This window comes from Streptomyces sp. NPDC053493, assembly GCF_044544825.1.
GTDB lineage: Bacteria > Actinomycetota > Actinomycetes > Streptomycetales > Streptomycetaceae > Streptomyces.
This window is the reverse complement of sequence record NZ_JBITXS010000003.1, coordinates 692,471-713,823: the sequence shown is the minus strand read 5'-3', so window position 1 is coordinate 713,823 and position 21,353 is coordinate 692,471. Positions and strand designations below refer to the sequence as shown.

General features: G+C 72.9%; 20 protein-coding genes. 7 read left to right on the top strand and 13 right to left on the bottom strand.

Annotation, left to right across the window (positions count from 1 at the left end; all coding sequences use genetic code 11):
• Positions 1 to 52: 52 nt before the first annotated feature.
• Entirely contained in the window at positions 53 to 328 is a 276-nt protein-coding gene (locus ACIGO8_RS13035) for a hypothetical protein (RefSeq protein ID WP_399728359.1), read from the top strand.
• A gap of 166 nt (positions 329 to 494) precedes the next feature.
• Here ACIGO8_RS13035 and ACIGO8_RS13030 read toward each other — a convergent pair whose 3' ends face one another.
• From ACIGO8_RS13030 to ACIGO8_RS13020, 3 genes are all read right to left on the bottom strand, one after another.
• Positions 495 to 695: a CsbD family protein gene (locus tag ACIGO8_RS13030; RefSeq protein WP_399728356.1), complete on the bottom strand. Its 201-nt coding sequence runs from the start codon at positions 693 to 695 to the stop codon at positions 495 to 497.
• A 279-nt stretch (positions 696 to 974) separates the two neighbouring features.
• The gene (locus tag ACIGO8_RS13025; protein WP_399728353.1) at positions 975 to 1,163 is read right to left on the bottom strand and encodes a hypothetical protein; all 189 of its coding nucleotides are present in this window, start codon (positions 1,161 to 1,163) and stop codon (positions 975 to 977) included.
• Positions 1,164 to 1,211: 48 nt separating this feature from the next.
• Positions 1,212 to 1,538 carry a deoxyxylulose-5-phosphate synthase gene (locus tag ACIGO8_RS13020; RefSeq protein WP_399728350.1) on the bottom strand — a complete coding sequence of 109 codons (327 nt, stop codon included), beginning with the start codon at positions 1,536 to 1,538 and terminating at the stop codon, positions 1,212 to 1,214.
• A 181-nt stretch (positions 1,539 to 1,719) separates the two neighbouring features.
• On the opposite strand from ACIGO8_RS13020, the gene ACIGO8_RS13015 reads away from it, so the two are divergent.
• Positions 1,720 to 2,004: a hypothetical protein gene (locus ACIGO8_RS13015; protein ID WP_399728347.1), complete on the top strand. Its 285-nt coding sequence runs from the start codon at positions 1,720 to 1,722 to the stop codon at positions 2,002 to 2,004.
• Positions 2,005 to 2,012: 8 nt separating this feature from the next.
• On the opposite strand, the gene ACIGO8_RS13010 is transcribed toward ACIGO8_RS13015, so the two are convergent.
• The 3 genes from ACIGO8_RS13010 to ACIGO8_RS13000 form a co-directional block, all read right to left on the bottom strand.
• Positions 2,013 to 3,137 (bottom strand): MFS transporter, encoded by a 1,125-nt coding sequence (locus tag ACIGO8_RS13010; protein WP_399728561.1) that lies wholly within the window; start codon positions 3,135 to 3,137, stop codon positions 2,013 to 2,015.
• Positions 3,138 to 3,308: 171 nt separating this feature from the next.
• The gene (locus ACIGO8_RS13005; protein ID WP_399728344.1) at positions 3,309 to 6,185 is read right to left on the bottom strand and encodes a Helicase associated domain protein; all 2,877 of its coding nucleotides are present in this window, start codon (positions 6,183 to 6,185) and stop codon (positions 3,309 to 3,311) included.
• Between the two features lie 141 nt (positions 6,186 to 6,326).
• A complete protein-coding gene (locus tag ACIGO8_RS13000) occupies positions 6,327 to 6,653 on the bottom strand; it encodes a hypothetical protein (protein ID WP_399728341.1) in 327 nt (108 codons plus the stop codon).
• A 107-nt stretch (positions 6,654 to 6,760) separates the two neighbouring features.
• Between ACIGO8_RS13000 and ACIGO8_RS12995 the strand changes: the two genes are divergently transcribed.
• Entirely contained in the window at positions 6,761 to 9,121 is a 2,361-nt protein-coding gene (locus ACIGO8_RS12995) for a SpoIIE family protein phosphatase (RefSeq protein ID WP_399728338.1), read from the top strand.
• A gap of 155 nt (positions 9,122 to 9,276) precedes the next feature.
• Here the strand turns inward: ACIGO8_RS12995 and ACIGO8_RS12990 are convergent, their stop codons facing one another.
• The 3 genes from ACIGO8_RS12990 to ACIGO8_RS12980 form a co-directional block, all read right to left on the bottom strand.
• A complete protein-coding gene (locus ACIGO8_RS12990; RefSeq protein WP_399728335.1) occupies positions 9,277 to 9,729 on the bottom strand; it encodes an SRPBCC family protein in 453 nt (150 codons plus the stop codon).
• A 75-nt stretch (positions 9,730 to 9,804) separates the two neighbouring features.
• Entirely contained in the window at positions 9,805 to 10,905 is a 1,101-nt protein-coding gene (locus ACIGO8_RS12985; protein ID WP_399728333.1) for a lactonase family protein, read from the bottom strand.
• Between the two features lie 100 nt (positions 10,906 to 11,005).
• The gene (locus ACIGO8_RS12980; RefSeq protein ID WP_399728330.1) at positions 11,006 to 11,443 is read right to left on the bottom strand and encodes a hypothetical protein; all 438 of its coding nucleotides are present in this window, start codon (positions 11,441 to 11,443) and stop codon (positions 11,006 to 11,008) included.
• 84 nt (positions 11,444 to 11,527) lie between these two features.
• Between ACIGO8_RS12980 and ACIGO8_RS12975 the strand changes: the two genes are divergently transcribed.
• Positions 11,528 to 12,208, top strand: coding sequence for a helix-turn-helix transcriptional regulator (locus ACIGO8_RS12975; RefSeq protein WP_399728558.1), 681 nt, complete (start codon positions 11,528 to 11,530; stop codon positions 12,206 to 12,208).
• A gap of 70 nt (positions 12,209 to 12,278) precedes the next feature.
• Positions 12,279 to 13,235, top strand: coding sequence for an NAD-dependent protein deacetylase (locus tag ACIGO8_RS12970; RefSeq protein WP_399728327.1), 957 nt, complete (start codon positions 12,279 to 12,281; stop codon positions 13,233 to 13,235).
• Between the two features lie 58 nt (positions 13,236 to 13,293).
• Here the strand turns inward: ACIGO8_RS12970 and tpg are convergent, their stop codons facing one another.
• Positions 13,294 to 13,851, bottom strand: coding sequence for a telomere-protecting terminal protein Tpg (gene tpg, locus ACIGO8_RS12965; RefSeq protein WP_399728324.1), 558 nt, complete (start codon positions 13,849 to 13,851; stop codon positions 13,294 to 13,296).
• Between the two features lie 9 nt (positions 13,852 to 13,860).
• Positions 13,861 to 16,221 carry a telomere-associated protein Tap gene (gene tap, locus ACIGO8_RS12960; protein ID WP_399728321.1) on the bottom strand — a complete coding sequence of 787 codons (2,361 nt, stop codon included), beginning with the start codon at positions 16,219 to 16,221 and terminating at the stop codon, positions 13,861 to 13,863.
• A 139-nt stretch (positions 16,222 to 16,360) separates the two neighbouring features.
• Between tap and ACIGO8_RS12955 the strand changes: the two genes are divergently transcribed.
• The gene (locus ACIGO8_RS12955; RefSeq protein WP_399728317.1) at positions 16,361 to 17,257 is read left to right on the top strand and encodes an SDR family oxidoreductase; all 897 of its coding nucleotides are present in this window, start codon (positions 16,361 to 16,363) and stop codon (positions 17,255 to 17,257) included.
• 125 nt (positions 17,258 to 17,382) lie between these two features.
• Here the strand turns inward: ACIGO8_RS12955 and ACIGO8_RS12950 are convergent, their stop codons facing one another.
• Positions 17,383 to 18,741 carry a cytochrome P450 gene (locus tag ACIGO8_RS12950; protein WP_399728314.1) on the bottom strand — a complete coding sequence of 453 codons (1,359 nt, stop codon included), beginning with the start codon at positions 18,739 to 18,741 and terminating at the stop codon, positions 17,383 to 17,385.
• A gap of 554 nt (positions 18,742 to 19,295) precedes the next feature.
• Between ACIGO8_RS12950 and ACIGO8_RS12945 the strand changes: the two genes are divergently transcribed.
• Entirely contained in the window at positions 19,296 to 20,420 is a 1,125-nt protein-coding gene (locus tag ACIGO8_RS12945; RefSeq protein WP_399728555.1) for a serine hydrolase domain-containing protein, read from the top strand.
• Positions 20,421 to 20,536: 116 nt separating this feature from the next.
• Here the strand turns inward: ACIGO8_RS12945 and ACIGO8_RS12940 are convergent, their stop codons facing one another.
• Positions 20,537 to 21,139 (bottom strand): TIGR03086 family metal-binding protein, encoded by a 603-nt coding sequence (locus tag ACIGO8_RS12940; protein WP_399728311.1) that lies wholly within the window; start codon positions 21,137 to 21,139, stop codon positions 20,537 to 20,539.
• Positions 21,140 to 21,353: the final 214 nt, after the last annotated feature.

The window sequence follows — 21,353 nt, the reverse complement described above, 5'->3', positions numbered from 1 at the left end:
AGTGCACGTGACTGCTGACCCCACCATGGGCCCACACACTGTGCGTGCCAGCGTGACCTTCCTTCCGGCCTCTGCCGGAGGGCGGGCCACACCTGCAATGAGCGGGATTCGGCCGATTCTTCGGCTCGGTGAAGTCCTGACCTCGTGCGTCGTCCGGTCGACCGAGGGCATCGATTCGTTCCAGCCGGAACGCCCCTACGATGTCGATATCGAGATCGTTTTCTGGCACGAGTACGGGGACCTGTTCAGTCCGGAAGCTCCCGTGAGGTTGTACGACGGCTCACGACTGATCGCGACCGGCGAGTACCTGTCCCCTGCTGAAGACTGACATCGCAGCCAGCGGTGCTTCGCCGAACCGCAGCCTTGTAGCCGGTCATGCCCGACCATCGACACGCGTACCGGGCCCCGACCGCGTACCCGCACCGCTGGGGTTCGGCCAATCCGCCCCCAGGTCCTGGAGCGCGGCGGAGTCATCGATTGCCCTGCGCGCATCTTCAATAGTGGCGGCCGGTGTGGCGCTTCAAGGAGTCGCGCATGCCTGCGGCACTGTCGCGGAATTTCTCGACGCCTGCCCGTACCTTCGCCTTCGCCTGGTCGGTCCTGCCTTCGGACCGCATCCGCTCGTTGCCGGTGAGCTCGCCGACGGCTTCCTTGATCTTGCCTCTGACTTTGTCCAGAGCGCTGTGGTGGACCATCGGAACGACCCCCTTCGACGCTGTGACGCTGTGAGGTCCACGGTACGAGTGCTGTGGGTGCCTCGCCAGAAATGGGGGGCTCCGGTCAGCTTCCGGTGCCGTTGCCCCGCAGGGCGGCACGGACCAGAGGAACGTCCGCGGCCGGGATGGCGAGTTCCCAGTAGCGATCAGCGGCTTGCAGGGACAGGAGACGGAACACATCCTTGTCAACCGCCCCGCTGCCCGGGCCAACGACAGCCTGCGCCGTGAACGGGGAACGGGGCAACCAGGGCGACGTCTTCACCGGATCTGCCGAGCACGCGAGGCCATGAGAAGCAGGATGGCGGTGGTGTCCAGGAGGTCGAGACGCGCCTTGGAGCGCAGCGCGGGGTCGGGATCAAGCGTGCGACGGATGGCCGCGACGAGGGCGAGGGCCTGCAGGAGGGTCAGGCCGAGAGTGGCCCAGATTAGCCAGTCGGGTATGTCCACGGCGGCACTGCAGCGCGCCGTCCGGAAACAGGAACGGCTATATAACGGCTATATCTCGCGCCGCAGCAGCGCGCGGGCCAGAGGTTCTCCGGTGCGGCGGGCGTAGGTGGTGCGTTCCTTGACCTCGCTCAGGCTGCGGGGGCGCCAGCCGGGGCCGCCGCAGCAGCTTCTGGGGAAGGCGATGCCGGCGTTCAGCACCACCGAGAGCGCCCGCCACGCCTGCCGGTCTCGGCGGCGGGGTGGTTGGAAGGCCGAGCCCGCGTAGAACATGACGCCCGCGCAGCGCGGACAGCGCCGCTCGCGCTCCGGCCCGTAGGGCTGCTTGTAGGAGGCGCGGCACGGCAGACACACGTACGACGTCTTCACGTGGCTCATTGCCGCACTGTAAGCGGCCGGGCCTCAGGGCGGCCACGGAAATTCGCGGTGCGGAGGGTCTCGGTGTCTGTCGCGCCTGCGGCTATCCGGGTCGATTCCGGGCGTGCTTCGAGGGAGGGGCGTGTGGTGGGGGTAGGTCGTTTCGCGCAGGATGGCCACGGGACGCATGAGGAGATCAGCTGTGTACGCAGTGATTCGGCGATACGAAGGAGTCACCGACCCCGGCGAGGCGGGACGCCGGGTGGATGAGGGATTCGTTCCTCTTCTGCGTCAGGTCCCCGGCTTCGTGGCCTACTACTGGGTGGACGCCGGCGACGGTGTGATGGTCTCGACCAGCGTCTTCGAGGAGCAGGCCGGGGCCGACGAGTCGGTCTCGAGGGCCGCGGACTTCGTACGGGACAATCTCGCGTCCCTTCTGCCCAACCCTCCTCAGGTCACCGCGGGGAAGGTCGTGGCTGCCGGGTAGCGGCGTGCCTACGCGATGAGCTGGGGCCGGTGGCGTAGTAGTCGGGCGCCGAGGAGGAGTGCGCAGGCTGCGGCGGACAGCAGGCCGCCGGTGAGGAAGGTCGCCCGTACGCCGGCGAGCGGCAGGATCAGTCCTCCGAGGGCGGCGCCCGCTGCCATGCCGGCGTTGTAGGCGCCGGAGTTCGCCGCGAGGGCGATGTCGGTGCGGCCCGGGGCGCAGTGGAGCATGGCGTTCTGGGTGGTCATGAACACCGGTCCGAGGGCGCCGCCCGTCAGCGCCAGGAACACGACCGCCGGCACCGGATGGGTGCCGGTGGCGTAGAGGCCGAGCATGCCCCCTGTCTGTGTGGCGACGGCGGCAGTCAGCGTGGCGTGCGGGAAGCGGTCCAGCAGGGCGCCGGTGATGCCGACTCCGGCCAGGCAGGCGACGCCGAAGGTCATGAACAGGGCGTCGACCGTGGTGGGCGGGAAGCCGGTCACGTCGCCCAGGAACTTCACGAGGTACGTGAATCCCGTGAACGCCCCGGTGGCGGACAGGGCGCCGGCCGTCAGCACCACCGCGAAGCGGCGGGTGTCGGGGCGGGGCGCGTAGGCGGCCTGTTCTTCCTCCGGCCGCGAGGTGGGCAGCAGAGCGGCGATCGTCACCAGGCAGACGGTTCCCAGGCCCGCCAGGACGGCGACGGGCACCCGCCAGTCGCTCTGCCGGCCCAGCCAGGTGCCGGCGGGCACGCCGATCACGAGGGCGAGCGAGCCGGCGACGGACAGCGCCCCGACCACGCGCCCGCGGACCGCGGGCGCGAACATGCCGACCGCGACCGGGCCCATGACGGCCCAGAACAGCGCCTGGGCGAGCGCCGTCACCAGCCGCGCGACCAGAAGCAGCCCGTACGAGGTGGACAGCGCGGCGACGAGACTCGACACCACCAGCGCGGCCAGGAGTCCGGTGAGAACGTGGCGGCGGGGCACCGCCCGCATCAGGTGGGCGAGCGGCAGTGATGTGACGGCCACCGCCGTGCCGTAGCCGGTGACCAGGAGCCCCACGGCGGACAGGGAGACCCGCAGGCTGTCGGAGATGACCTCCAACAGGCCGATGGGAAGGTTCTCCGCGGTGTTGAAGGTGAAGGCGGCCAGCATCAGGGCCGCGAGCACCCCGAGCCCGCGCCGTGGAGCGGGCTGTGCGGCGGTCGTACGGTGTCCTCGCGGCCTCGTCGATCGCACCGGTCTCGTGGCACCGTCCATGGAGGTACCTCACCGGCCCGGGCCGTCCCGCCGCAACCCGATTCGCCCGGGCACGAGATCCGGGCGTCAGGCCCAGGCGACGCCGAGACCGGCGAGCGCGGCGCGCTCGGTCGGGGCCAGTGCGTCGCGGCGCTGCTTGGTGTTGGCGTACCAGACGCCGAGCTTGTGCGCATGGGTCTGGCCGTCTTCGTGGAGGACTTCGACGTGGCTGCGGGGCGGGGCGGCGCCGAGGCCCTCGCGGCTCGTGTATTGGGCGAGGGCGGCGAGACCGCGCTGGAAGGAGGCGGCCGCCTTGCCGCCCTTGGGGCGGGTGGCGGGCGTCGCCGCGGGCGCGGAGGCGGGCGCGGTGGTGGGGGCGCTGGTGGGGGCCGGCTCGATGCCGAGGGCGGTGAGGCGGCGGCGCTGCTCGTCGGTGAGCTCCGGCCAGGCGCGGGCCTGACCGATGATCCAGCGGCCGAGGTCGTCGGCGTCGCACAGGACGCCGGGAGCGATGTCGGGGAGCCGGCCGCCCGGTTCGTCGGCCGCCAGGAGGGCCAGGACGCGGTAGTGGCGCTGCCAGTTGAGCGGCCAGGGGCAGTTCCAGTCCGCGTCGATCGCCGTCAGGTCCGCGGCTCTCCGCTCGGCGCGTGCGGGGTTCTTGCCGAGGCCGCCGGGGCGGCGGAGGTTCGCGAGGAGCCGGCCGATCGCGATCTCGTCGCTGCCGGCCTCGCCCCAGAGGGCGTCCTGGCGCGGTGCGAGGTGCCCGTGGGCGCGGTGGTAGGAACGCAACAGGGCGAGTTTGGTCTCCCAGGCTTCCTCGCCCGGCTCCCAGACCATGCCCTCGGCGTCCAGTTGCTCCTTGCGGTAGGCGTCCAGTTCGCCGGTGCGCAGGGCCTTGCGCTGCTGGTGCACCCACCGGCCGAGCGGGAACGACGTGGTGACGCCGAAGGCGACCTCGGTGTCGTACGGCACGGCGCGCAGGCCCGTGATGCCCTGCTCGGCGCGCCAGCGGCGCAGGGCCTGGTAGCCCTCCAGCCACACGAGGGACTCCGGCCGGTAGACGCGGGTGCGCAGGAACGCGGCGATCGTGGCCGGGTCGCGGGGGCTTGCGAAGTGGAGCAGGGCCGATTCTGCGGCGGCCCCGGTGTCCACGCCGGCCTCCGGCCCCACGCCGGCCTCCGGCCCCTCGCCGGCCTCCGGCCCCACGCCGGTTGAGGTGGTGTCGATGATGCGGCCGGTCTCGTCGCGGCGGACGTGGACGGGGCGCTCGCGCGGGCCGCGGGTCAGGGCGCGGGAGGCGAGGTCGGCCACGAGGTGCTCGCTGTGCGAGCGCAGGCCGTTGAGCACGGCGACCAGCGGCGCGTAGGAGGCGGAGGCCACCATGTCGGTCGGGTCCTCGCCGTGATGGAGGAAGACGGGCACGATCACCCGGGCCGTCTTCGTCGTACCGTCGGGGTTGGGGCGGAGCGCGCGGCCGATGTTCTGGACGATCTCGACCTGGGAACCACGGGTGTCGGCGAAGCAGACCGCCTCCACGCCGCGGGTGCCGGTGATGTCGACGCCCTCACCGAGCACCCGGACGCTCGCCAGGAAGGCGCGGTGGACCCGGCGGCCGGAGGCGTCGACGCCGTTCGCGAACTGGCGTACGGTCGCGCGGCGCTCCGACACGAGGTGGTCACCGCACAGCCACGCCGCCCACACCCGGTCCGGCGGCACGTGCCGGCCCGGCTCCAGGTCGTAGAAGCGGGCGTCGAGCGACGAGTCGGGCAGCCGCTCGGCGTCGGCGAAGACGTCGAGCGGCGGCTGCGAGGACGCGTACAGATCGGCCGCCGTGGCCGGGAGCTTGGCCGCGAAGGCCTCGGCCTCTTCCACTCGGTGGTGGAACGTCATCACGGTCTTGAGGTTGTGCTCGGCGGCGTGCTCCAGCAGAGCGGTCTGCAGCAGCGCGAGACGGCGCCCGCGCAGCGCCTCCTCCGGGAGGCCGTGGTCCGGGTCCGGGCCGGGGCCAGAGTCCGGGTGCGGGTCCGGGCCTGGGACCGGGTGCGGGTCCGGGCCTGGGACCGGGTGCGGGCTTGGGCCCCGGTCACGGATCTCCAGGACGTCGATCTCGAACGGGGCGAGGATCTCCCGCGAGATCGCCTCCGACAGGCCGAGCTCGTGGATCCACTGCCCGTACGGGCCGTCGGGATCGCTCTGCATCGAAGCGATGTCCGCGTCCTGCGCGCCCCCGCCCTGCCGCGGCCGCGGAGCGGCGAAGACCCGCGGCGTCGCGGTCATGTAGAGGCGGAAGGCCACGGGGATGCGGCTGTTGTCGTGGATCGCCGACCACGGGCGGCCCAGATCGCCGGCGGTGGCGTGCGCTTCGTCCACCACCGCCAGGTCGAACGGTGCCATCGTCTGGCCGTAGAGCCGCGCGCCGCCGGCCAGCGCCGCCTCCAGCGGGCCGCGGACCTTGCCCTGCCCGGTCGGGTCGGCCCTCCTGGTCGGGTCGGTCGGATCGCTCGGGTCTGTCGGGTCGTCGCGGTCGACGAGGGAGGCGTACGTCGCGAACACCACCACCGGGCCGCTCCCCGCCCACAGGGCGAGCTGGATCGGATTCGTCGTCGTACGGACGCCGAGCGCGTCGAGGACCTCGTCGCCTTCCAGCGAGCAGACCGCCACCATGGGTCCGGCATGACCGACCCGGCGCCACGCCTCCACCGTCTGCACCAGGAGATCGAGGGTCGGGACCATGACGAGAACTCGTCCGCCGGGGAACAGGTCGCGGGCCGCGAAGGCGGCGGTGTAGGTCTTGCCCGAACCCGTCGCCGACACGAACGTCGCCCGCTCCCCCGCCGGCCCCGTGGGCCTGCGGTGCGGCCAGCCGACCCAGGAGCGGATCGCGGCCAGACCCGCCACCTGATGCTCACGCAACTCGATCCACGTCACCGCCGGCCTCCGCCAGAACGATCCCCGACTCAACATACTCGGCACACTCAACACGCCCGGCGTCGACCACGCACACCCGCACCGGTGCGGACGGCGACCACACACACTCGCCCGGGTGCGGACGGCGACCGGCGGCCAAGCCGACCCGTGCGGGTCCGGCGGTCGAGGAGGTCCTTCTCAGTGGATCGTCCTCCAGCGCGGGGCGTCGTCGTCCGGCACGTCCGGAGACGCGACGTGGAAGGGCACCTCAAGCCGGCCGGGAAGCGCCGCGGCCCGGGCCGCGAGCGAAGGGAGGTCCAGCGGATCAGCCGACGTCCGCCGTACACGTTCGCCCAGAGCCTCGTATCGCGCGTCGACCACCCGCTCGGCTTCGTGCAGGCCCGCTCCCAGCGGGCGCAGTGCCTGCCGGACGGATCTGACCGCCGGCAGCCGGCGGTCGCGCAGCACGTCGGCGTCGACCTCACGGCGGGTCCGTTCCTCCAGGGAGGCCCACCAGCCGCTCACGGGGTCACCAGCTGGGATCTGAGGGTGCGCGTCATGGGTTCGACCGTACGCCAGGGCGTGCACTGCGCCGCGGGGCGGCCGGCAGGATGATGGAGAGTATGGATGGGATGCCTTTCACCGCTGCCGACGGGGCGGGAGAGGCGGACGAAGCGTTCGGCCCGCCCCCGGCTGCCGTCGCCCTGATCGACGGGGACGGCGTGCTGGTCGGGTGGAGTCGTCAGGCCGAGGAGCTGCTGGGATGGTCGGCCGAGCAGGTGCTGGGACGGCCGGTGGTGGAGCTGCTCGCGGCGCCGCGGGCTCGGCCCGGAGGGTCGGCCGAGCCGCGGATCGGCCGGGCGCGTGGTTCCGTCGTCGCCGTGCGGCACGGGTCCGGGGGCACCGTGCGCATCGCGGTGACCTCGCACGCCCTGACTCCCGTGTCGGGCGAGGGCTCCCTCACCGTGCTCATGGCGGCCGAGCTGGAGGGCCTGCGCTGGTGGGAGACCCGGCAGGCGATGCTGCGCGGGCTCGTCTCGCAGTCCCCGGTCACCTTGACGATCTACGACCCCGACACGCGCCTCCTGTGGGCGAACGCGGCCAGCATCCGGGAGCTCGGCGGCGACTTCGCGTCGCTGGTGGGCCGGTCCATGGGCGAGCTGTTTCCGGGCGAGGTCCTCACCGCGCAGCACCAGGCGCCGCCGGAGCTGCTCGTGCGGCAGATCCTGGAGACCGGCGAACCGGTCATCGACCTGGAGTTCCGGGGGCACGGCCCGGCCGATCCACGCCGCGAGCACGTGTGGTCCTCGTCGTATTTCCGGCTGGTGGACGGGCAGGGCGAGGCGGTGGGCGTGTGCGAGCAGTCCATCGACGTCACCGAGCACTACCGTGCGCAACAGCGTCTGGCGCTCCTCGCGGAGGCCGGTGCGCGGATCGGGTCGCGACTCGATCCGTCCGAGACGGCGGCGGAGCTCGCCACGATCGCGGTGCCGCAGTACGCCGACGCCGTCGTCGTCGACGTAGCGGCGGAAGTGCTCGAAGGAGAGGAACTGAAAGAGGTCACGGCAGGAGACCTCGTCCGCGTGGCGGACTCCGGCCGGACCCCTTCCCGGGTGCGGGAGCGGGTCGAGTACGCCGCCGGCTCGCCGCAGGCCCGAAGCCTGCTCACGCGTCGCACGGCGACCGACGACGGGCCCGCCCCGGCGCGGCTGTGCGTCCCGTTGCGCGTGCGGGAGACGCCGCTGGGGCTTGTGACGTTCGCGCGCCACGGTGACTCGGAACCGTTCGACGAGGGCGACCGGGCGGTGGGTGAGGAGCTGGCGTCGCGGACCGCCGTGTGCATCGACAACGCCCGGCGCTACCGTCGCGAGCGTACGGCCGCGCTCATGCTCCAGCGCAGCCTGCTGCCCCGGTCGCTGCCCGAACAGAGCGCGGTCGAGGCGGCGAGCCGCTACCTGCCCGCCGACAGCCATCTCGGCGCGGGCGGCGACTGGTTCGACGTCATCCCGCTCTCCGGCGCGCGCGTCGGGCTCGTCGTCGGGGACGCCGTGGGCCATGGCCTGGGCGCCGCCGCCGCCATGGGGCGCCTGCGCGCGATGGTACGGACCCTGGCCGAGCTGGACCTCACGCCCGACGAACTCCTGGCCCGGCTGAACGACCAGGTCGGCAAGGAGGCGTCGGAGCAGGACGGAGACGTGCCGGACGGCAGCGCCGTCACCGGAGCGACGTGCCTGTACGGGATCTACGATCCGGCGTCCCGGTCGAGCACCTGGGCGGCGGCGGGGCACCTGCCGCCGGCCGTGGTGAGGCCGCACGAGGACGCCGTCACCTTCCTCCGCCTGCCGCCGGGGCCTCCGCTGGGCGTGGGGCGGCTTCCGTACGAGAGCGCGGAGGTGGAGCTGGCCGAGGGCAGCCTGGTCGTCCTGTTCACCGACGGGCTCGTGAAGGCCCGTGCGGAGGGCGTCGACGCGGGACTGGAGCGACTGGCCGCCGTTCTCGGCGAGCACCGGGAGTCGTCGTCCGACCGGCTGTGTACGCAGATCGTCTCGGAGTTCGCCGCGGAGCGCGTGCAGGACGACGCGACGCTCCTCGTCGTGCGCACCCGCGCGCTCGGGACGCATCAGGTGGCGGCCTGGGAGCTGTCGCCGGATCCCGCCCTGGTCGCCCGGGCCCGCTCGATGGCCACGGAACAACTCGCCCTGTGGGGCCTGGACGATCTGGCCTTCACCACCGAGCTGGTGGTCAGCGAGCTGGTCACCAACGCCATCCGTTACGCCTCGGGACCGATCGGTTTGCGGTTGATCCGCGACCGGTCGCTCATCTGCGAGGTCTCCGACTCGCAGCACACCTCGCCGCACGCCCGTTACGCGGGCAGCGACGAGGAGGGCGGGCGCGGTCTTTTCATGGTCGCCCAGCTGACCGAGCACTGGGGCACGCGCTACATGCCCGCCGGAAAGACGATCTGGGCGGAGCAGGCCTTGCCCGCCGCCTGAAGGCCTGAAGGCGCCTGAAGGCCCCGGGGCGGGCCGCTTGAAGGCCCCGGGCGGCTTCGCGAGCCGTGGCCGCCGGGAGGCGAGAGGCGGGAGGCGTGGCCCGAGGGCCGCGCGGAGTTGTGGTCACGCGCGGCCCTCGGAGATCCGACCGGGCTTCAGAGCGTCCCGCGCCACGCCCCTGTCGTCTCGCCGCCGCGCTCCTCGACGAAGCCCTTGAAGCGCTTGAGGTCGCCGGTCACGCGCCGCTTGACGAAGCCCAGCTTGTCGCCGGCCTGCTCGGCCAAGCCGTCGGGGTCGAAGTCCATCTGCAGCATGACCTTCGTGCGCGCGTCGCTCAGCCGGTGGAAGGTGACGACGCCCGCCTGCCTGACCTCGCCCTCGACCGTCGTCCAGGCGACGCGCTCGTCGGGCACCTGTTCGGTGATCACGGCGTCGAACTCCCGCCGTACGCCGCCGATCTCGGTGACCCAGTGGGTCAGCCTGTCCGTTCGCTGCTCGATGCGCTCCACGCCCTCCATGAACCGCGGGAACGTCTCGAACTGGGTCCACTGGTCGTACGCGGCGCGCACCGGCACCTCGACCTCGACGGACTCCTCGACCTTCGTCATGGTCAAATCCCTTCTGCTCGATGGACCGGGCCGCACGGGGTGCGGTGATGTCTCGCGTATCCCGTGCCGGGCTTGTCACACCTCGTCCAGGCCCACTTCCGAGGAGAACACCAGACAGGCCGCCGCCGGCACGGCCACCGAGCCGGCTCGGCGCGGCTGTCCGTCGACCGGATCCACCGCGAACCAGGTGACGTCCCCGGACCACTCGTTGACCACGTACAGCAGCCGCCCGGACGGGTCTTGGACCAGGTCGCGGGGCCAGTCCCCGCCGCACGGCACGGCGCCCGTCACGCGCGGCTTGTGCGCGCCGTCCGCCAGGGACAGGGTGTGGAGCGTGTTCGTGCCGCGTACCGCGGCCCAGGCGAATTGTCCGTCGGGCGCGACGAGCACCACGGACGGGTAGGGCCGCACGTCGGCGGGTGCGTCGTCGCCGCCGACCGCGATCTCCGCCGTCGGCTCGAGGCGGCCCGCCTCGGCGTCCCACTGGCAGACCGTCAGCTGCGGCATGAGCTCGTGCAGCACGTAGACGACGTCCTCGTACGGGTGGAAGGCCAGGTGCCGCGGTCCCGAACCGGCCCGCAGCGCGGTCTCCGTGTGCAGGCGCGGCGCCCCGGAGTCAGGGTCGAGCGCGCAGACCCGTACCGAGTCCGTGCCGAGGTCCACGCTGAGCAGCCAGCGGCCGGTGGGGTCGGGCAGCACCTGGTGGGCGTGCGGGCCGGTCTGCCGCTCCGGGTCGGGGCCGGACCCGTGGTGCGGGAGGACGGCCGGCGGTCCGGACGGTGTGCCGTCGGCGCGGAGCGGCAGGCTGCTCACGCTGCCCGAGGCGTAGTTGGCGGTCAGCAGCCGGCCGGCGGTCACACTGAGGTACGCGGGGCCGGCGCCGCCGACGTCGACGGGCGCCCCGAGCGGGGTGAGCCGCCCGTCCGCGGTCTGGAAGGCCGCCGCCCGCCCGGGGTCGGCGTCGCTCGTGGCGTAGAGCACGGCACCGTCCCTCGCGAGGGCCAGGCAGGACGGGTTCACGAACGGCTCGACCTCCTGGACGGGTGTGAGCGTCCCGTCGGCCGGGTCGACCGCCGCGACGGTGATGCCGCGGCCGCCGCCCGCCGTGAACGAGCCGATGTACGCCCACCGCCCGCCGTCCCGCCGTGCCGTGTCTTCGCTGTGCGTGCCCGTCATGGGTCCTCCTGCCCGAGTGCGTGTGCGAGGAGGGCAACGAAGGACCTGACGAGCGGTCACCTTCCTATGGGCCGAACGGATCTGACCGGTCTTCGTCCTGTCACGGCCGCTCGGCGCGGTAGCGCCGGGCGAGCCGGGCCAGGGCGACGGCAGCGAGGAGCAGACCGAAGTCGCGCAGTGCGATGTCGTAGTAGCCCGGGATCGTCAGCAGGTTGACGATGATGCCCGCCAGCCAGCCGGCCACGAGCCAGCCGCCGAAGCGGGGAGCCACGGCGACGACGAGCCCGGCGACGATCTCGATCACGCCGACCGTGTACATGGCCGCCTGGGCGCTGCCGGGGAAGATGTCGTCGATCCACGGCGCGAGGTAGGTGGGCCAGTCCACGAGCAGGTTGGCGAACTTGTCCAGTCCGAACAGGATCGGCGCGACCGTGAATCCGGTACGGAGGATCATGAACGCCTGGTAGCCGGGGTCGGCGAACGACGCCCGCCGACGGGACGCGGAGCCGGTGCTGGTGCCGGTGGTTGTGGAGGCCATGACCTCACCCCTTCTATCGGCAAGTTTCATTTCCCATAGAAGCTCTGCTCCGCTCTTTAGTCAATGGCTGTGGGTTTTACACTGGTGTTCGTGGACACCTCGAAGGAGAGACGCGACCTTGACGTCTCGGCCGTCGCCGCTCTGGACGAGCCGACCCGCCGGAGGCTGTACGACCACGTCGTGCGCCAGTCCGGCGCCGTGAGCCGGGACGAGGCCGCCGCGGCCCTTGGGCTCGCCCGCAAGACCGCGGCATTCCACTTGGACCGGCTGGCCGACGAATCGCTGCTCGACGTCGTCTACGAACGCCGCAGCGGACGTTCCGGCCCGGGCGCGGGCAGGCCGGCCAAGCTCTACCGGCGCTCGGCGAAGCAGGTGGCGGTCAGCCTGCCCGACCGTCGTTACGAACTGGCCGGACGGCTCCTCGCCCAAGCCGTGGAGGAGTCCGAGGCGACCGGCGAGCCGGTGCGCGCGGCGCTGCATCGCGGGGCCGAGGAACTCGGCACGCACATCGGCGAGCAGCACCGGACGGACGTCTTCGACCTGCTGGAGCACTACGGCTTCGAGCCGCGCCGCGAGGAGGACGCCGTCGTTCTGGGCAACTGCCCCTTCCACGCACTGGCCCAGGCGCACACCCAGACGGTGTGCGGCATGAACCTGCACCTTCTGCGCGGTGTCCTCAAGGGTCTCGACGAGACCGGGACGGAGGCGTGTCCGGCGCCCGGCCCCGGGCGGTGCTGCGTCCGGCTGGAGCCGGCCGGGCGCTGACACGGCAGGGCGGCTTCCCTTAGGTGCCGGCGGTCCGGTGCCCCGGGCGGCTGTTTCGTACCCTGACGGTATGCGTATGCGCCCCACCCTGAGCTGGACCCCGCCCGGGGATCCGCGGCCGGGCACCACGGATCTGGAGCCGGTCCTCGGTGCGCTGCGCGCCGGGAACGTGCTCGTGCTGAGCGGGGCTGGCCTCTCGACGGAGTCGGGGATCCCCGACTACCGCGGCGAGGGCGGGAGCCTGAGGCGGCACACGCCGATGACGTACCAGGAGTTCACCGCCAGTTCCCACGCCCGGCGCCGGTACTGGGCCCGCAGCCACCTCGGCTGGCGCACCTTCGGCCGGGCCCGCCCCAATGCCGGGCACCACGCCGTGGCGGCGTTCGGGCGGCACGGCCTGCTGTCGGGTGTGATCACGCAGAACGTGGACGGACTGCACCAGGCCGCGGGCAGCGACGATGTCGTGGAGCTCCACGGGAACCTGGCCCGCGTCGTCTGCCTCACCTGCGGCGACGTCATCGCTCGGCGGGAACTCGCCCGGCGGCTGGAGGAGGCCAACGCGGGCTTCGCGCCGGTGCCGGCGGGCCTCAACCCGGACGGTGACGCCGACCTCACCGACGACCAGGTCGGCGACTTCCGGGTGGTGCCCTGCGCGGTGTGCGGCGGCGTCCTCAAGCCGGACGTGGTGTTCTTCGGCGAAGCCGTCCCGGCCCAGCGGGTGGAGCACTGCCGCGCCCTGGTCCGTGAGGCCGGCTCGCTGCTGGTCCTCGGCTCCTCGCTGACGGTGATGTCCGGCCTCCGGTTCGTCCGGGAGGCGGCCAAGGCCGGGAAGCCGGTCCTGATCGTCAACCGCGATCCCACCCGCGGCGACAGCCATGCCCTGGCCCGGGTCGCGCTCCCTCTGGGCCGCGCCCTCACCACCCTGGCCGACCGGCTGGGTCTCACCCTCGACGGCGCGGACGGGCCCGACCCGGCGGGCGGCGAGGCGGACGAACGCGGACCGTCGGGCGTTCGCGACCGTACGTGACCGGGTGAGAGGCCTGTGATCGGTGCCGTAGCGGCCGGCACCGCAGCGGCGCCGAGGTCTAGAGGTCGAACTCCACGTGTTCGACGTCGGTGAAGCGGACCTCCTCCAGGCTTCCGGCGCGGCGGCCGTCGTCCTGGAAGTAGACCGCCCTGAGCGCCTCGGCCGCGATCCGCTGCAGTTCGGCGTCCGATGCGCCGGCCTCCTGGGCGTCGAAGAGGCGGGCCGCGTAACGCGGCGGCAGGGCGACGGTCAGGTGCCGGATCCGGGCGTCGTCGGTCGAACCGATCGGCGCCGTGTAGCCGAGCCGGGCCCGGGTGTCGATGACGATGCCGTCGGTGGTGGCCGCCTGCCGCCTCGCCCTCGCCCTGACCTGCGGCTGCCAGCGGGCCTTCACCTCACGGTCGAGGCGTGCGGCGAGTTCCGGGCGCGGCTTCTTGATCTGGTCCTTCACGTACCGCTCCACGGTGCGCTGGGAGACCCGCAGCATCCGCGCGACGGCGCGGGTGCCCTTGAGCTGCTTGACCAGGTAGCGCATCTGCGCGCCGGCGCTCTTGGGCGCGGGGCGGGTGAACGCCTTCTGCACCGCCTTCTCGAGGCCGTCCCCGAACAGGGTCATCGCAGGCTCCTACTCTCCGCTGTCGGCGTCGGTGACGGCGCCGTCCTTGATGTAGCGGGCGAGGTTGAGCTCGGGAGCGTCGAACTGCTCCCGGACGCCTTCGCCCCACAGGACGGTCTGGGTGCCCTCGTGCTTGACGAGGCCGGGGTTGACGCCGAGCTTGAAGCCGCCCGGGAGCGGCTTGCCGTCCCGGTAGGGCAGGAAGTCGAGCGGCGAGGTCCCGTCGGCCGCGTAGACGACACAGTCGGACAGGATCGCGACCGGGTACTGCCCGGTGAAGGCCGCGTGCTTGACGATCTTACGGTGCAGGTTGACGCGGGTGCGGGAGATGACCGCGGCGCGGATGTCCGGCCGCCATGTCGGGCGGGACAGGGCCCGCCACGGCCGGCCGGGCCGCCAGCCCTCGCCGCGCGGGCGCTCGCGCAGCTTGCCCAGGCCGCCCTTGACGGTGGCCTTGATCGCCGAGACGACGAGCGCGAGCTCCGGGTCGCGGCCGCGGTAGCCGTTCATCGCGGTGAGGAATTCCTCCGGCGAGGTGTCGGCGGCGACGCCGAGGTCGGCCATGGTGGCGAGGTAGGCGTCGCGGAGCCGGTTGTACCAGCCGTCGAGGTAGCGGCCGTTGTCGTACCGTACGTACGCCTCCAGCGGTGCGACGTCGTAGCCGAGCTCCACCGCGTACGCGACGGTCGGCGTGGCGTACCAGGCCGGGCCCTCGGGGTGCTCGCCCTTCGGTGTGAACGGGCTGGGCAGCAGGGAGGCGTCGAGGTCCGCCCACCTGTCCTTGGCGACCTTCACGCGGGAGAGGTCGACGTGGGAGAGGTCGACCAGCCAGCTCCCGGGGAGTCTCGGGTCGAAGACGGGTTCCTTGACGTGGGTCGGTGCGCCGAGGCCGACGACGAGGCCGTTGGCGCCGGCGGCGAAGGCCATGTTCACGTCGATGCCGACGAGGTGCCGGCGGGTGCATTCGTCGTCCGTCAGGGGCCTGGCCCAGTCGTACGCCTCCTCGAAGAGCTTCTCGGCGGGGCCGCGGACGTGGAAGCGTGGCAGGTCCGCCAGGAGCGGGTGTCCGTCGGGCGCCTCGCAGGGTGCCGGGTCGACCGGGTCCTTGCCCAGGGAGCCGGGGTTGTGCTCGGAGTGACGGCGGCCGTCGGCGTCGGGCGCGGAGGCACGGGTCGGCGGGTGCAGCGCGGTCATCAGTTCCAGGCCGGTGACCGCGGTCGAGCCGCGCGGGGTGAGGACGCGGGTGGCGTACACGCCGAGGACGCGGGCGAGTTCGGCGGGCGGGAGGTGCGCCGCGTCGCCCCAGTGGCGGGAGTCGAGGGCATGCCAGGACGGGATGCACAGCTGTACGCAGGCCCGCTCCGAGCCTTGTGCGGGGCGGTAGATCCGCGCCCACGGCCCGAAGCCGCGCTTCGTGAGCCTCCATTCGGCGCGGGTGAGCTGCTTGAGCGCCGGGTGGGCGTCGGGGATGCGGCCGGCGAGCCGTTCCTCGTCGGTGAGGGCCGGCGGGAGGCCGTAGCGTTCCAGGGCGGGCTCGGTCAGGACGAGGAGCGGATCGGCGTCCTTGCCGCTGCCGGAGAGCCTCGGCTGCCCGAGCCGTGCGTCGGTGAGCGCCCATTCGACCAGGGCCGCGAGCGAGGTCGCGGGCACGTCGAGGACCAGGCCGCCGGGGCAGTAGGCCAGGACCTGGTCGTCCTGGTCGACGTCGACGACGGCGAGCGGGCCGTTCGCGAAGCGCGGGTCGACGCCGGTGGCGGGCGTCGGAGTCCCGGCCCCGGCGGGGGCCGGGGTGCGGGCGCCGGGGCGGCGCGAGGTCGACGTACGGGGTGACGCCGGCGTACGGGGTGAGGTCGACGTACGGGATGAGGTCGACGCACGGGGCGGCGGTGGCGCCGTGCGGGGCGTGGTGCTTGCCGGGGCGTCGGGTACGGCGGGGGCCTCAGGTGCGTCGAGGGCGTCGGGTGCGGGGTGGGTGTTCGGGCGGTGGGGCGTGGCCGGGGTGGCGGCGGTGTCCACGGGCGGGATCCGCGTGTCCGGGGCCGGGGCCGGGGCCGGGGCCGTCGGGGCGGTGGGCGGGACGGCGGCCGCGGTGTCCCGCGCGGCGCCGGAGTCGTCGGCGTCCGCGGGGAACTTCTGCGCCCAGCCGTCGAGCAGTCGTTGGTAGGCCTGGCGACGCGGTGGGCGCGGCTCGGAGCGGCCGGCCTCCCAGTTCTTCACGGTCTGGGGCGTCGTCTGCAGCACCTGTGCGAGCCGGGCCTGAGTGATGCCGGCGGCTTCACGGAGCCGGGCTCGCTCGGCCGGGCCGGGCAGCTCGGGCTCTCCTTCCAGCAGCGCGTCCACGGCAGCGAACAGCTCGTCCTGCGTCGCCATGCGTCACCTCCAGCGCCGACCCTAGCGCAATTTACCCGTGGATTTGCGCTCGATTTATCCAGCGTGGCGCGGTGAGCCGGCCGGAGTGGGAAGCGGATGAAACGGGTGATAGGCGAGCGAATACGGGTAGTCGGGGATCATGAACACCAACGAAAATTCCGGGCACCGGCCCGACCCCGTCAGCCGCCACCCCCAACCGCCGTATCCCGAACAGGAGCAGAGCCACCCCGGCGCGACCGAGGAGATGAGCCCGCGCCCCGACCACGGCGAGGAGTCCTACCGCGGCAACAGCCTGCTGCAGGACCGGGCGACGCTCGTGACGGGCGGAGACTCCGGGATCGGCAGGGCGGTGTGCCTCGCCTTCGCGCGGGAGGGCGCGGACGTCGTCTTCACCCATCTGCCCGAGGAGAAGGAGGAGGCGGCGGAGACGAGCCGGCTGGTCCACGAGGCGGGCCGCCGGGCCGTGTCCGTCGAGTGCGACATCCGCGACGAGCGGCGGTGCGAGGAGCTGGTCGGGCGGGCGGTCGACGAACTCGGCCGGATCGACGTGCTCGTCAACAACGCGGCGTACCAGATGGCGCAGCCCGACGGCATCGAGGCCATCAGCACGGAGCAGTTCGACCGGGTGATGAAGACCAACCTCTACGGCATGTTCTGGCTGACCCGCTCGGCGCTGGCGCACATGCCGCGCGGCAGCTGTGTCATCAACACCACCTCGGTGCAGGGCTACCAGCCCAGCCCGCACCTGCTCGACTACGCGATGACCAAGGCCGGGATCATCTCCTTCACGCACAGCCTGGCGCAGATGGTGGCCGAGCGGGGCATCCGGGTGAACGCCGTGGCACCGGGGCCGGTGTGGACGCCGCTGATCCCGGCCACGATGCCGAGCACGGAGGACTTCGGACGCCAGTCGCCGCTGGGCCGGGCGGCGCAGCCGGCGGAGATGGCGCCGGCGTACGTCTTCCTGGCCTCGCCCCAGGCGAGCTACATCACCGGCGAGATCGTCAACGCGACAGGCGGAACGCCGCTGCCCTGACCGTCGGATCAGCGCCAGGCCGAGCGCCTTCGTCCGGAACGCCCGGCCCGCCTCGCCGCGCGCACGCGTCTGCCGGCCGGAACGAGAAGAGGCGTGGGTGGCGCGGCCACCCGCGCCTCGTCCGGTCAGGACGGCGCTGCGGCCGGTGTGCGGGGACGGGCCCGCATGTGGAGGTCGCGGAGTTCGAGCGTCACCGCCGGGGCGAGGCGCACCCGGTCGCCGGACACGTGCTCCAAGCGCCAGCGGGCGGCGATGGTCGCGAGCGCGAGGGTGGCCTCGACCATGCTGAAGGAGTCGCCGATGCACTTGCGGGCGCCCGCGGCGAAGGGCAGGAAGGCGTGGCGCGGCGGTGAGGAATGCGGGCCGGCCCAGCGGTCGGGGACGAAGGCCTCGGGATCCGGGTAGAGGTCGGGCCGGTGGTGGATGAGGTAGGGGCTGTAGGCGACGCTGGTGCCGGCCGGCAGCAGGTGGCCGCCGAGGTCGGTGTCGGCGGTGACCTTGCGGGTGAAGAACCAGCCCGGCGGACGCAGCCGGAGGGTTTCGGTGACCACTCGCTCGGTCACCTCCAGGCGCGGCAGGTCGGCGTAGGTGGCCGGTGCGCCGCCAAGGACGGAGTCGACCTCGGTGTGCAGCCGCTGTTCGACGTCGGGGTGGCGGGCCAGCAGGTCGAGCGCCGAGGACAGCGTGGCGGCGGTGCTCTCGATGCCGGCCAGGACGAAGGAGACGATCGTGTCGCTGATCTCCGCGCTGCTCATGCCGGGGCCGTCGGCCTCGGGGTCCTGGGCCGTCACCAGCGCCGAGAGCAGGTCGCCGTAGTCGGCGCCGTCGGCGCGGCGCCGGGCGATGACGCGCTCGACGGTGGCGTGGAGGCGGGCGCGGGCGGCGAGGTGGGCGCGGTTGCCGGGCGTGGGCAGACGGTCGAGCGGCGGGATCAGGAACATGCGCTGGTAGAGGCTTGTGACGACGGTGGTGACGTCGTCGACGAGCCGGCCGTGCGCGGCCTGGGGCAGGCTGTCGGAGAACAGCGTGGCGGTGATGATCCGAGAGCTGGTCGTCATCATCTCGGCGGGCACGTCGAGCACGTGGCCGGGGCGCCAGGAGTCGGTCGTCTCCTGGACGCAGGCGGTCATGGCGCGTGCGTACTCGGGGAGCCGGGCCTGGTGGAAGGCGGGCTGGGAGAGCCGCCGCAGTCTGCGGTGGGCCTGGTGCCGGCAGGAGACCACGCCGTCGCCGATCACTTCCCTCAGCCGGTCGTACAGCGGGCCGCCCTTGTCGAAGACCCGGTCGTCCAGGAGCGCCCGGCGGGTCAGTTCGGGGTCGCAGATCACGATGACGGTGAGCGGGCCGAGCCGGATGCGGACCAGGTCGCCGAGGGCGGGCAGCGAGTTCAGGAACGCCAAGGGATCGCGTAGCAGCGGCACGATGTGCCCGATCAGGGGCAGCGCGCGGGGAGCGGTGGGGATCGGGTGGCCGGCCTTCGTCACGCGGTGATGCTCCTCTTGACGGGTCCAGTCCTCGGTGCGACCGGGGTCGGCCGTCTCGCCCGGCCGCGGCTCGTGTGTAGCGCACGCTGAGGTCGTCCTCCCGGTCCGGCGGGCAAAGGGGCAGGTCAGCGGCCGTCACTCGGACGGCTGTCGGGTTGACGGCCGCGGTTTCGCAGGATGCTGAACCGGTGTGAGGTCCTCGCGCGAAGGCCGCTCGTCCTCGGGCGGACGATGCCGTGAGAGCTTCGCCACGATGTGGCCGGAACACGCCGTCCGCGGCAGGAACCTTTCCCGCGTCCTGGCACTCATGCTCGGTGAACGAGTCGACCGGATCGTCCGGCTCGACCCCGTCTACGAAGAAGTCGAGGAATGACGTGCTCCGTTCGCCGTACCGACGCCGACGCCTGGCCGTGGGCGCCACGCTGGTCGCCGCGCTCGCCGGTGGTCTCGCTCCGGCCACCACCGCCTCCGCCTCCGCCGCGCCGGCCACCGCGGCCGCTCCGGTCCCCGCCGCCTTCGCCTCCGTCTCCGCGCGGACCGACGTCGCGCCCGACATGGAGGGCGTGGTCGCCGCGCTGAACGCCGCCCTCGCGAACGGCGCGCCCGGCGCGATGGCGCGCTACTCCGGTCCGGACGGGGTCCGCAGCCGTACCGTCGGAGTCCGGGACCGTGAGGCCGGGGCGCCGATGGACATCCACGCGCGCTTCCGGATCGGCAGCGTCAGCAAGGCGTTCTCGGCCGTGGTCCTGCTGCAGCTGGTGGAGGAGGGCCGCCTGGAGCTCGACGCGCCGGTCAACCGCTACCTGCCGGGTCTGCTGCCCGACGACCGCATCACGGTCCGTCACCTGCTCACGCACCGCAGCGGCCTGGCCGACTACACGGACGCCATGTTCGACAAGACGGTGCCGGGCTTCGAGGCCGTACGCAACCGGGTGTTCTCCTACCGGGAGCTCGTGGACCTCTCGCTCGCCGAGCCGCGCACCACGGAGCCCGGTGTCGCGTACAAGTACTCGAACGCCAACTTCGTCGTGGTCGGCATGCTCATCGAGAAGCTCACCGGCCGACCGGTCGCGGATGCCTACGAGCGCCGCATCTTCAAGCCGCTGAAGCTGCGCGGGACGTCGTACGTCCACCCCGACACGCGCATCAAGGGGCTCCACGCCCGCGGCTACCTGCACCCCGACGAGGCGGGCGCGCCGCTCGTGGACTCGACCGAACAGACGGTGTCCTGGGCGCAGTCGGCTGGTGCCGTCATCTCGACGCCCGCCGACCTCAACACTTTCATGAGCTCGCTCATGCGGGGCCGGCTGCTGTCCCCCGCCATGCTCGAGGCCATGACGACGGTGACCCCGACCGACGCCACGAACACCCGGTTCTACGGGCTCGGGCTGCGCCGGTACGACCTGTCGTGCGGCACGCAGGTTTTCGGCCACACCGGCACGGTCCAGGGCTTCTACACGTACGCGTTCTCGACCCGCGACGGGCGCCGTAGCCTGTCCGCCCTGGCGAACACGTCGAACCACGGCGCGGCGAACACGGCGCTCGGCGGCACGCTGGAGGCGGCGTTCTGCGGCAAGAAGCCGGCCGTGGCCGCCGCGCCCACGGCCCGGGCCGCGTCGCCGGCGCCGTCGTCGGCGACGGACCGGCCGGCCGAACGGGATCTGCCCGAGCGGCACTGACCCGCGAACCGGCACGCCTCCGATGCTCCGGCTCTCCGGCTCTCCGACTCTCTGAAGAACGCGGACTGCCCGTACCCGTACCGGCGGTCCGCGTTCCCGGGCCGCGGCGGGTCGCTTCAGACGGTGGCGGGCTGCGTCCAGCCCGGGTCGCGGCCGCTCAGCGCGACCGCCCGGTCCAGCAGCGGGGCGCTGTCCGGGACCGGCACGACGGTCCCGAAGATGCCCTGGCCGTCGCCCTTGTCCTGGGCGGCGGCCAGCAGGAACGCGTGGGAGGCGTGCAGCGCGGCCTGGTCCGGGGCGTAGTCCTGGCCGGTGGCGCGGGCCAGGTCCCAGCCGTGGACCACGAGTTCGTCGGCGGCCACGACGCCCGCGATGCCGCCGGGCAGGTCGACGCCGCCGGCGCGGGTCATGCCGGTCCAGGCGGCCGGGTCACGCCAGGCTTCGGCAAGTTCGTCCAGGGCCCGGGGCAGTTCTTCGCGCCAGTCGGCGGGCAGCGTGGTCGCGGCCGCGTCGGGAGGCGTGTTCGTCGTCGGGCCGAGGTTCTTGCGGGCCGCGTCACGGAACGCGACGGCAAGGCCCGCGAGATGCCCCAGGAGGCCGCCGACCGTGTACGCGGGGCACGGCGTCGGTTCGCCGAGCCGGGTGTCGGGGATGCGGGCGGCGAGCCGGGCGACGATCCGGGCCTGCGGGCCGAGGTCGACAATCGACGGGTCGGTCATCTGGTGCTCCTTCGGTGGCGCCGGGGAGGTGAGGCGTGCGGAGGGTAGACCGGCGGCGGGGCCCTGACTCATCGGTGACGAGGAGGAAGGCGGCGCGCGGCAGGTCAACTCGACGTGACGGCCACCGCCTTGACGGGCGCGTAGGCGGCGTTTCGGCGACGCCGCCCAGCAACAGGCAGTCGAAGACCTCGCCGCCCACGCCGACGCGCCCCGG

Coding starts and splice junctions, on each gene's coding strand:
- ACIGO8_RS13030 (WP_399728356.1), bottom strand. CDS start 695: ATGGTCCACCACAGCGCTCTGGACAAAGTCAGAGGCAAGATCAAGGAA.
- ACIGO8_RS13020 (WP_399728350.1), bottom strand. CDS start 1,538: ATGAGCCACGTGAAGACGTCGTACGTGTGTCTGCCGTGCCGCGCCTCC.
- ACIGO8_RS13010 (WP_399728561.1), bottom strand. CDS start 3,137: ATGCTGGCCGCCTTCACCTTCAACACCGCGGAGAACCTTCCCATCGGC.
- ACIGO8_RS13005 (WP_399728344.1), bottom strand. CDS start 6,185: ATGTTGAGTCGGGGATCGTTCTGGCGGAGGCCGGCGGTGACGTGGATC.
- ACIGO8_RS12995 (WP_399728338.1), top strand. CDS start 6,761: ATGCCTTTCACCGCTGCCGACGGGGCGGGAGAGGCGGACGAAGCGTTC.
- ACIGO8_RS12990 (WP_399728335.1), bottom strand. CDS start 9,729: ATGACGAAGGTCGAGGAGTCCGTCGAGGTCGAGGTGCCGGTGCGCGCC.
- ACIGO8_RS12985 (WP_399728333.1), bottom strand. CDS start 10,905: ATGACGGGCACGCACAGCGAAGACACGGCACGGCGGGACGGCGGGCGG.
- ACIGO8_RS12980 (WP_399728330.1), bottom strand. CDS start 11,443: ATGGCCTCCACAACCACCGGCACCAGCACCGGCTCCGCGTCCCGTCGG.
- ACIGO8_RS12970 (WP_399728327.1), top strand. CDS start 12,279: ATGCGTATGCGCCCCACCCTGAGCTGGACCCCGCCCGGGGATCCGCGG.
- tpg (WP_399728324.1), bottom strand. CDS start 13,851: ATGACCCTGTTCGGGGACGGCCTCGAGAAGGCGGTGCAGAAGGCGTTC.
- tap (WP_399728321.1), bottom strand. CDS start 16,221: ATGGCGACGCAGGACGAGCTGTTCGCTGCCGTGGACGCGCTGCTGGAA.
- ACIGO8_RS12955 (WP_399728317.1), top strand. CDS start 16,361: ATGAACACCAACGAAAATTCCGGGCACCGGCCCGACCCCGTCAGCCGC.
- ACIGO8_RS12945 (WP_399728555.1), top strand. CDS start 19,296: ATGGAGGGCGTGGTCGCCGCGCTGAACGCCGCCCTCGCGAACGGCGCG.
- ACIGO8_RS12940 (WP_399728311.1), bottom strand. CDS start 21,139: ATGACCGACCCGTCGATTGTCGACCTCGGCCCGCAGGCCCGGATCGTC.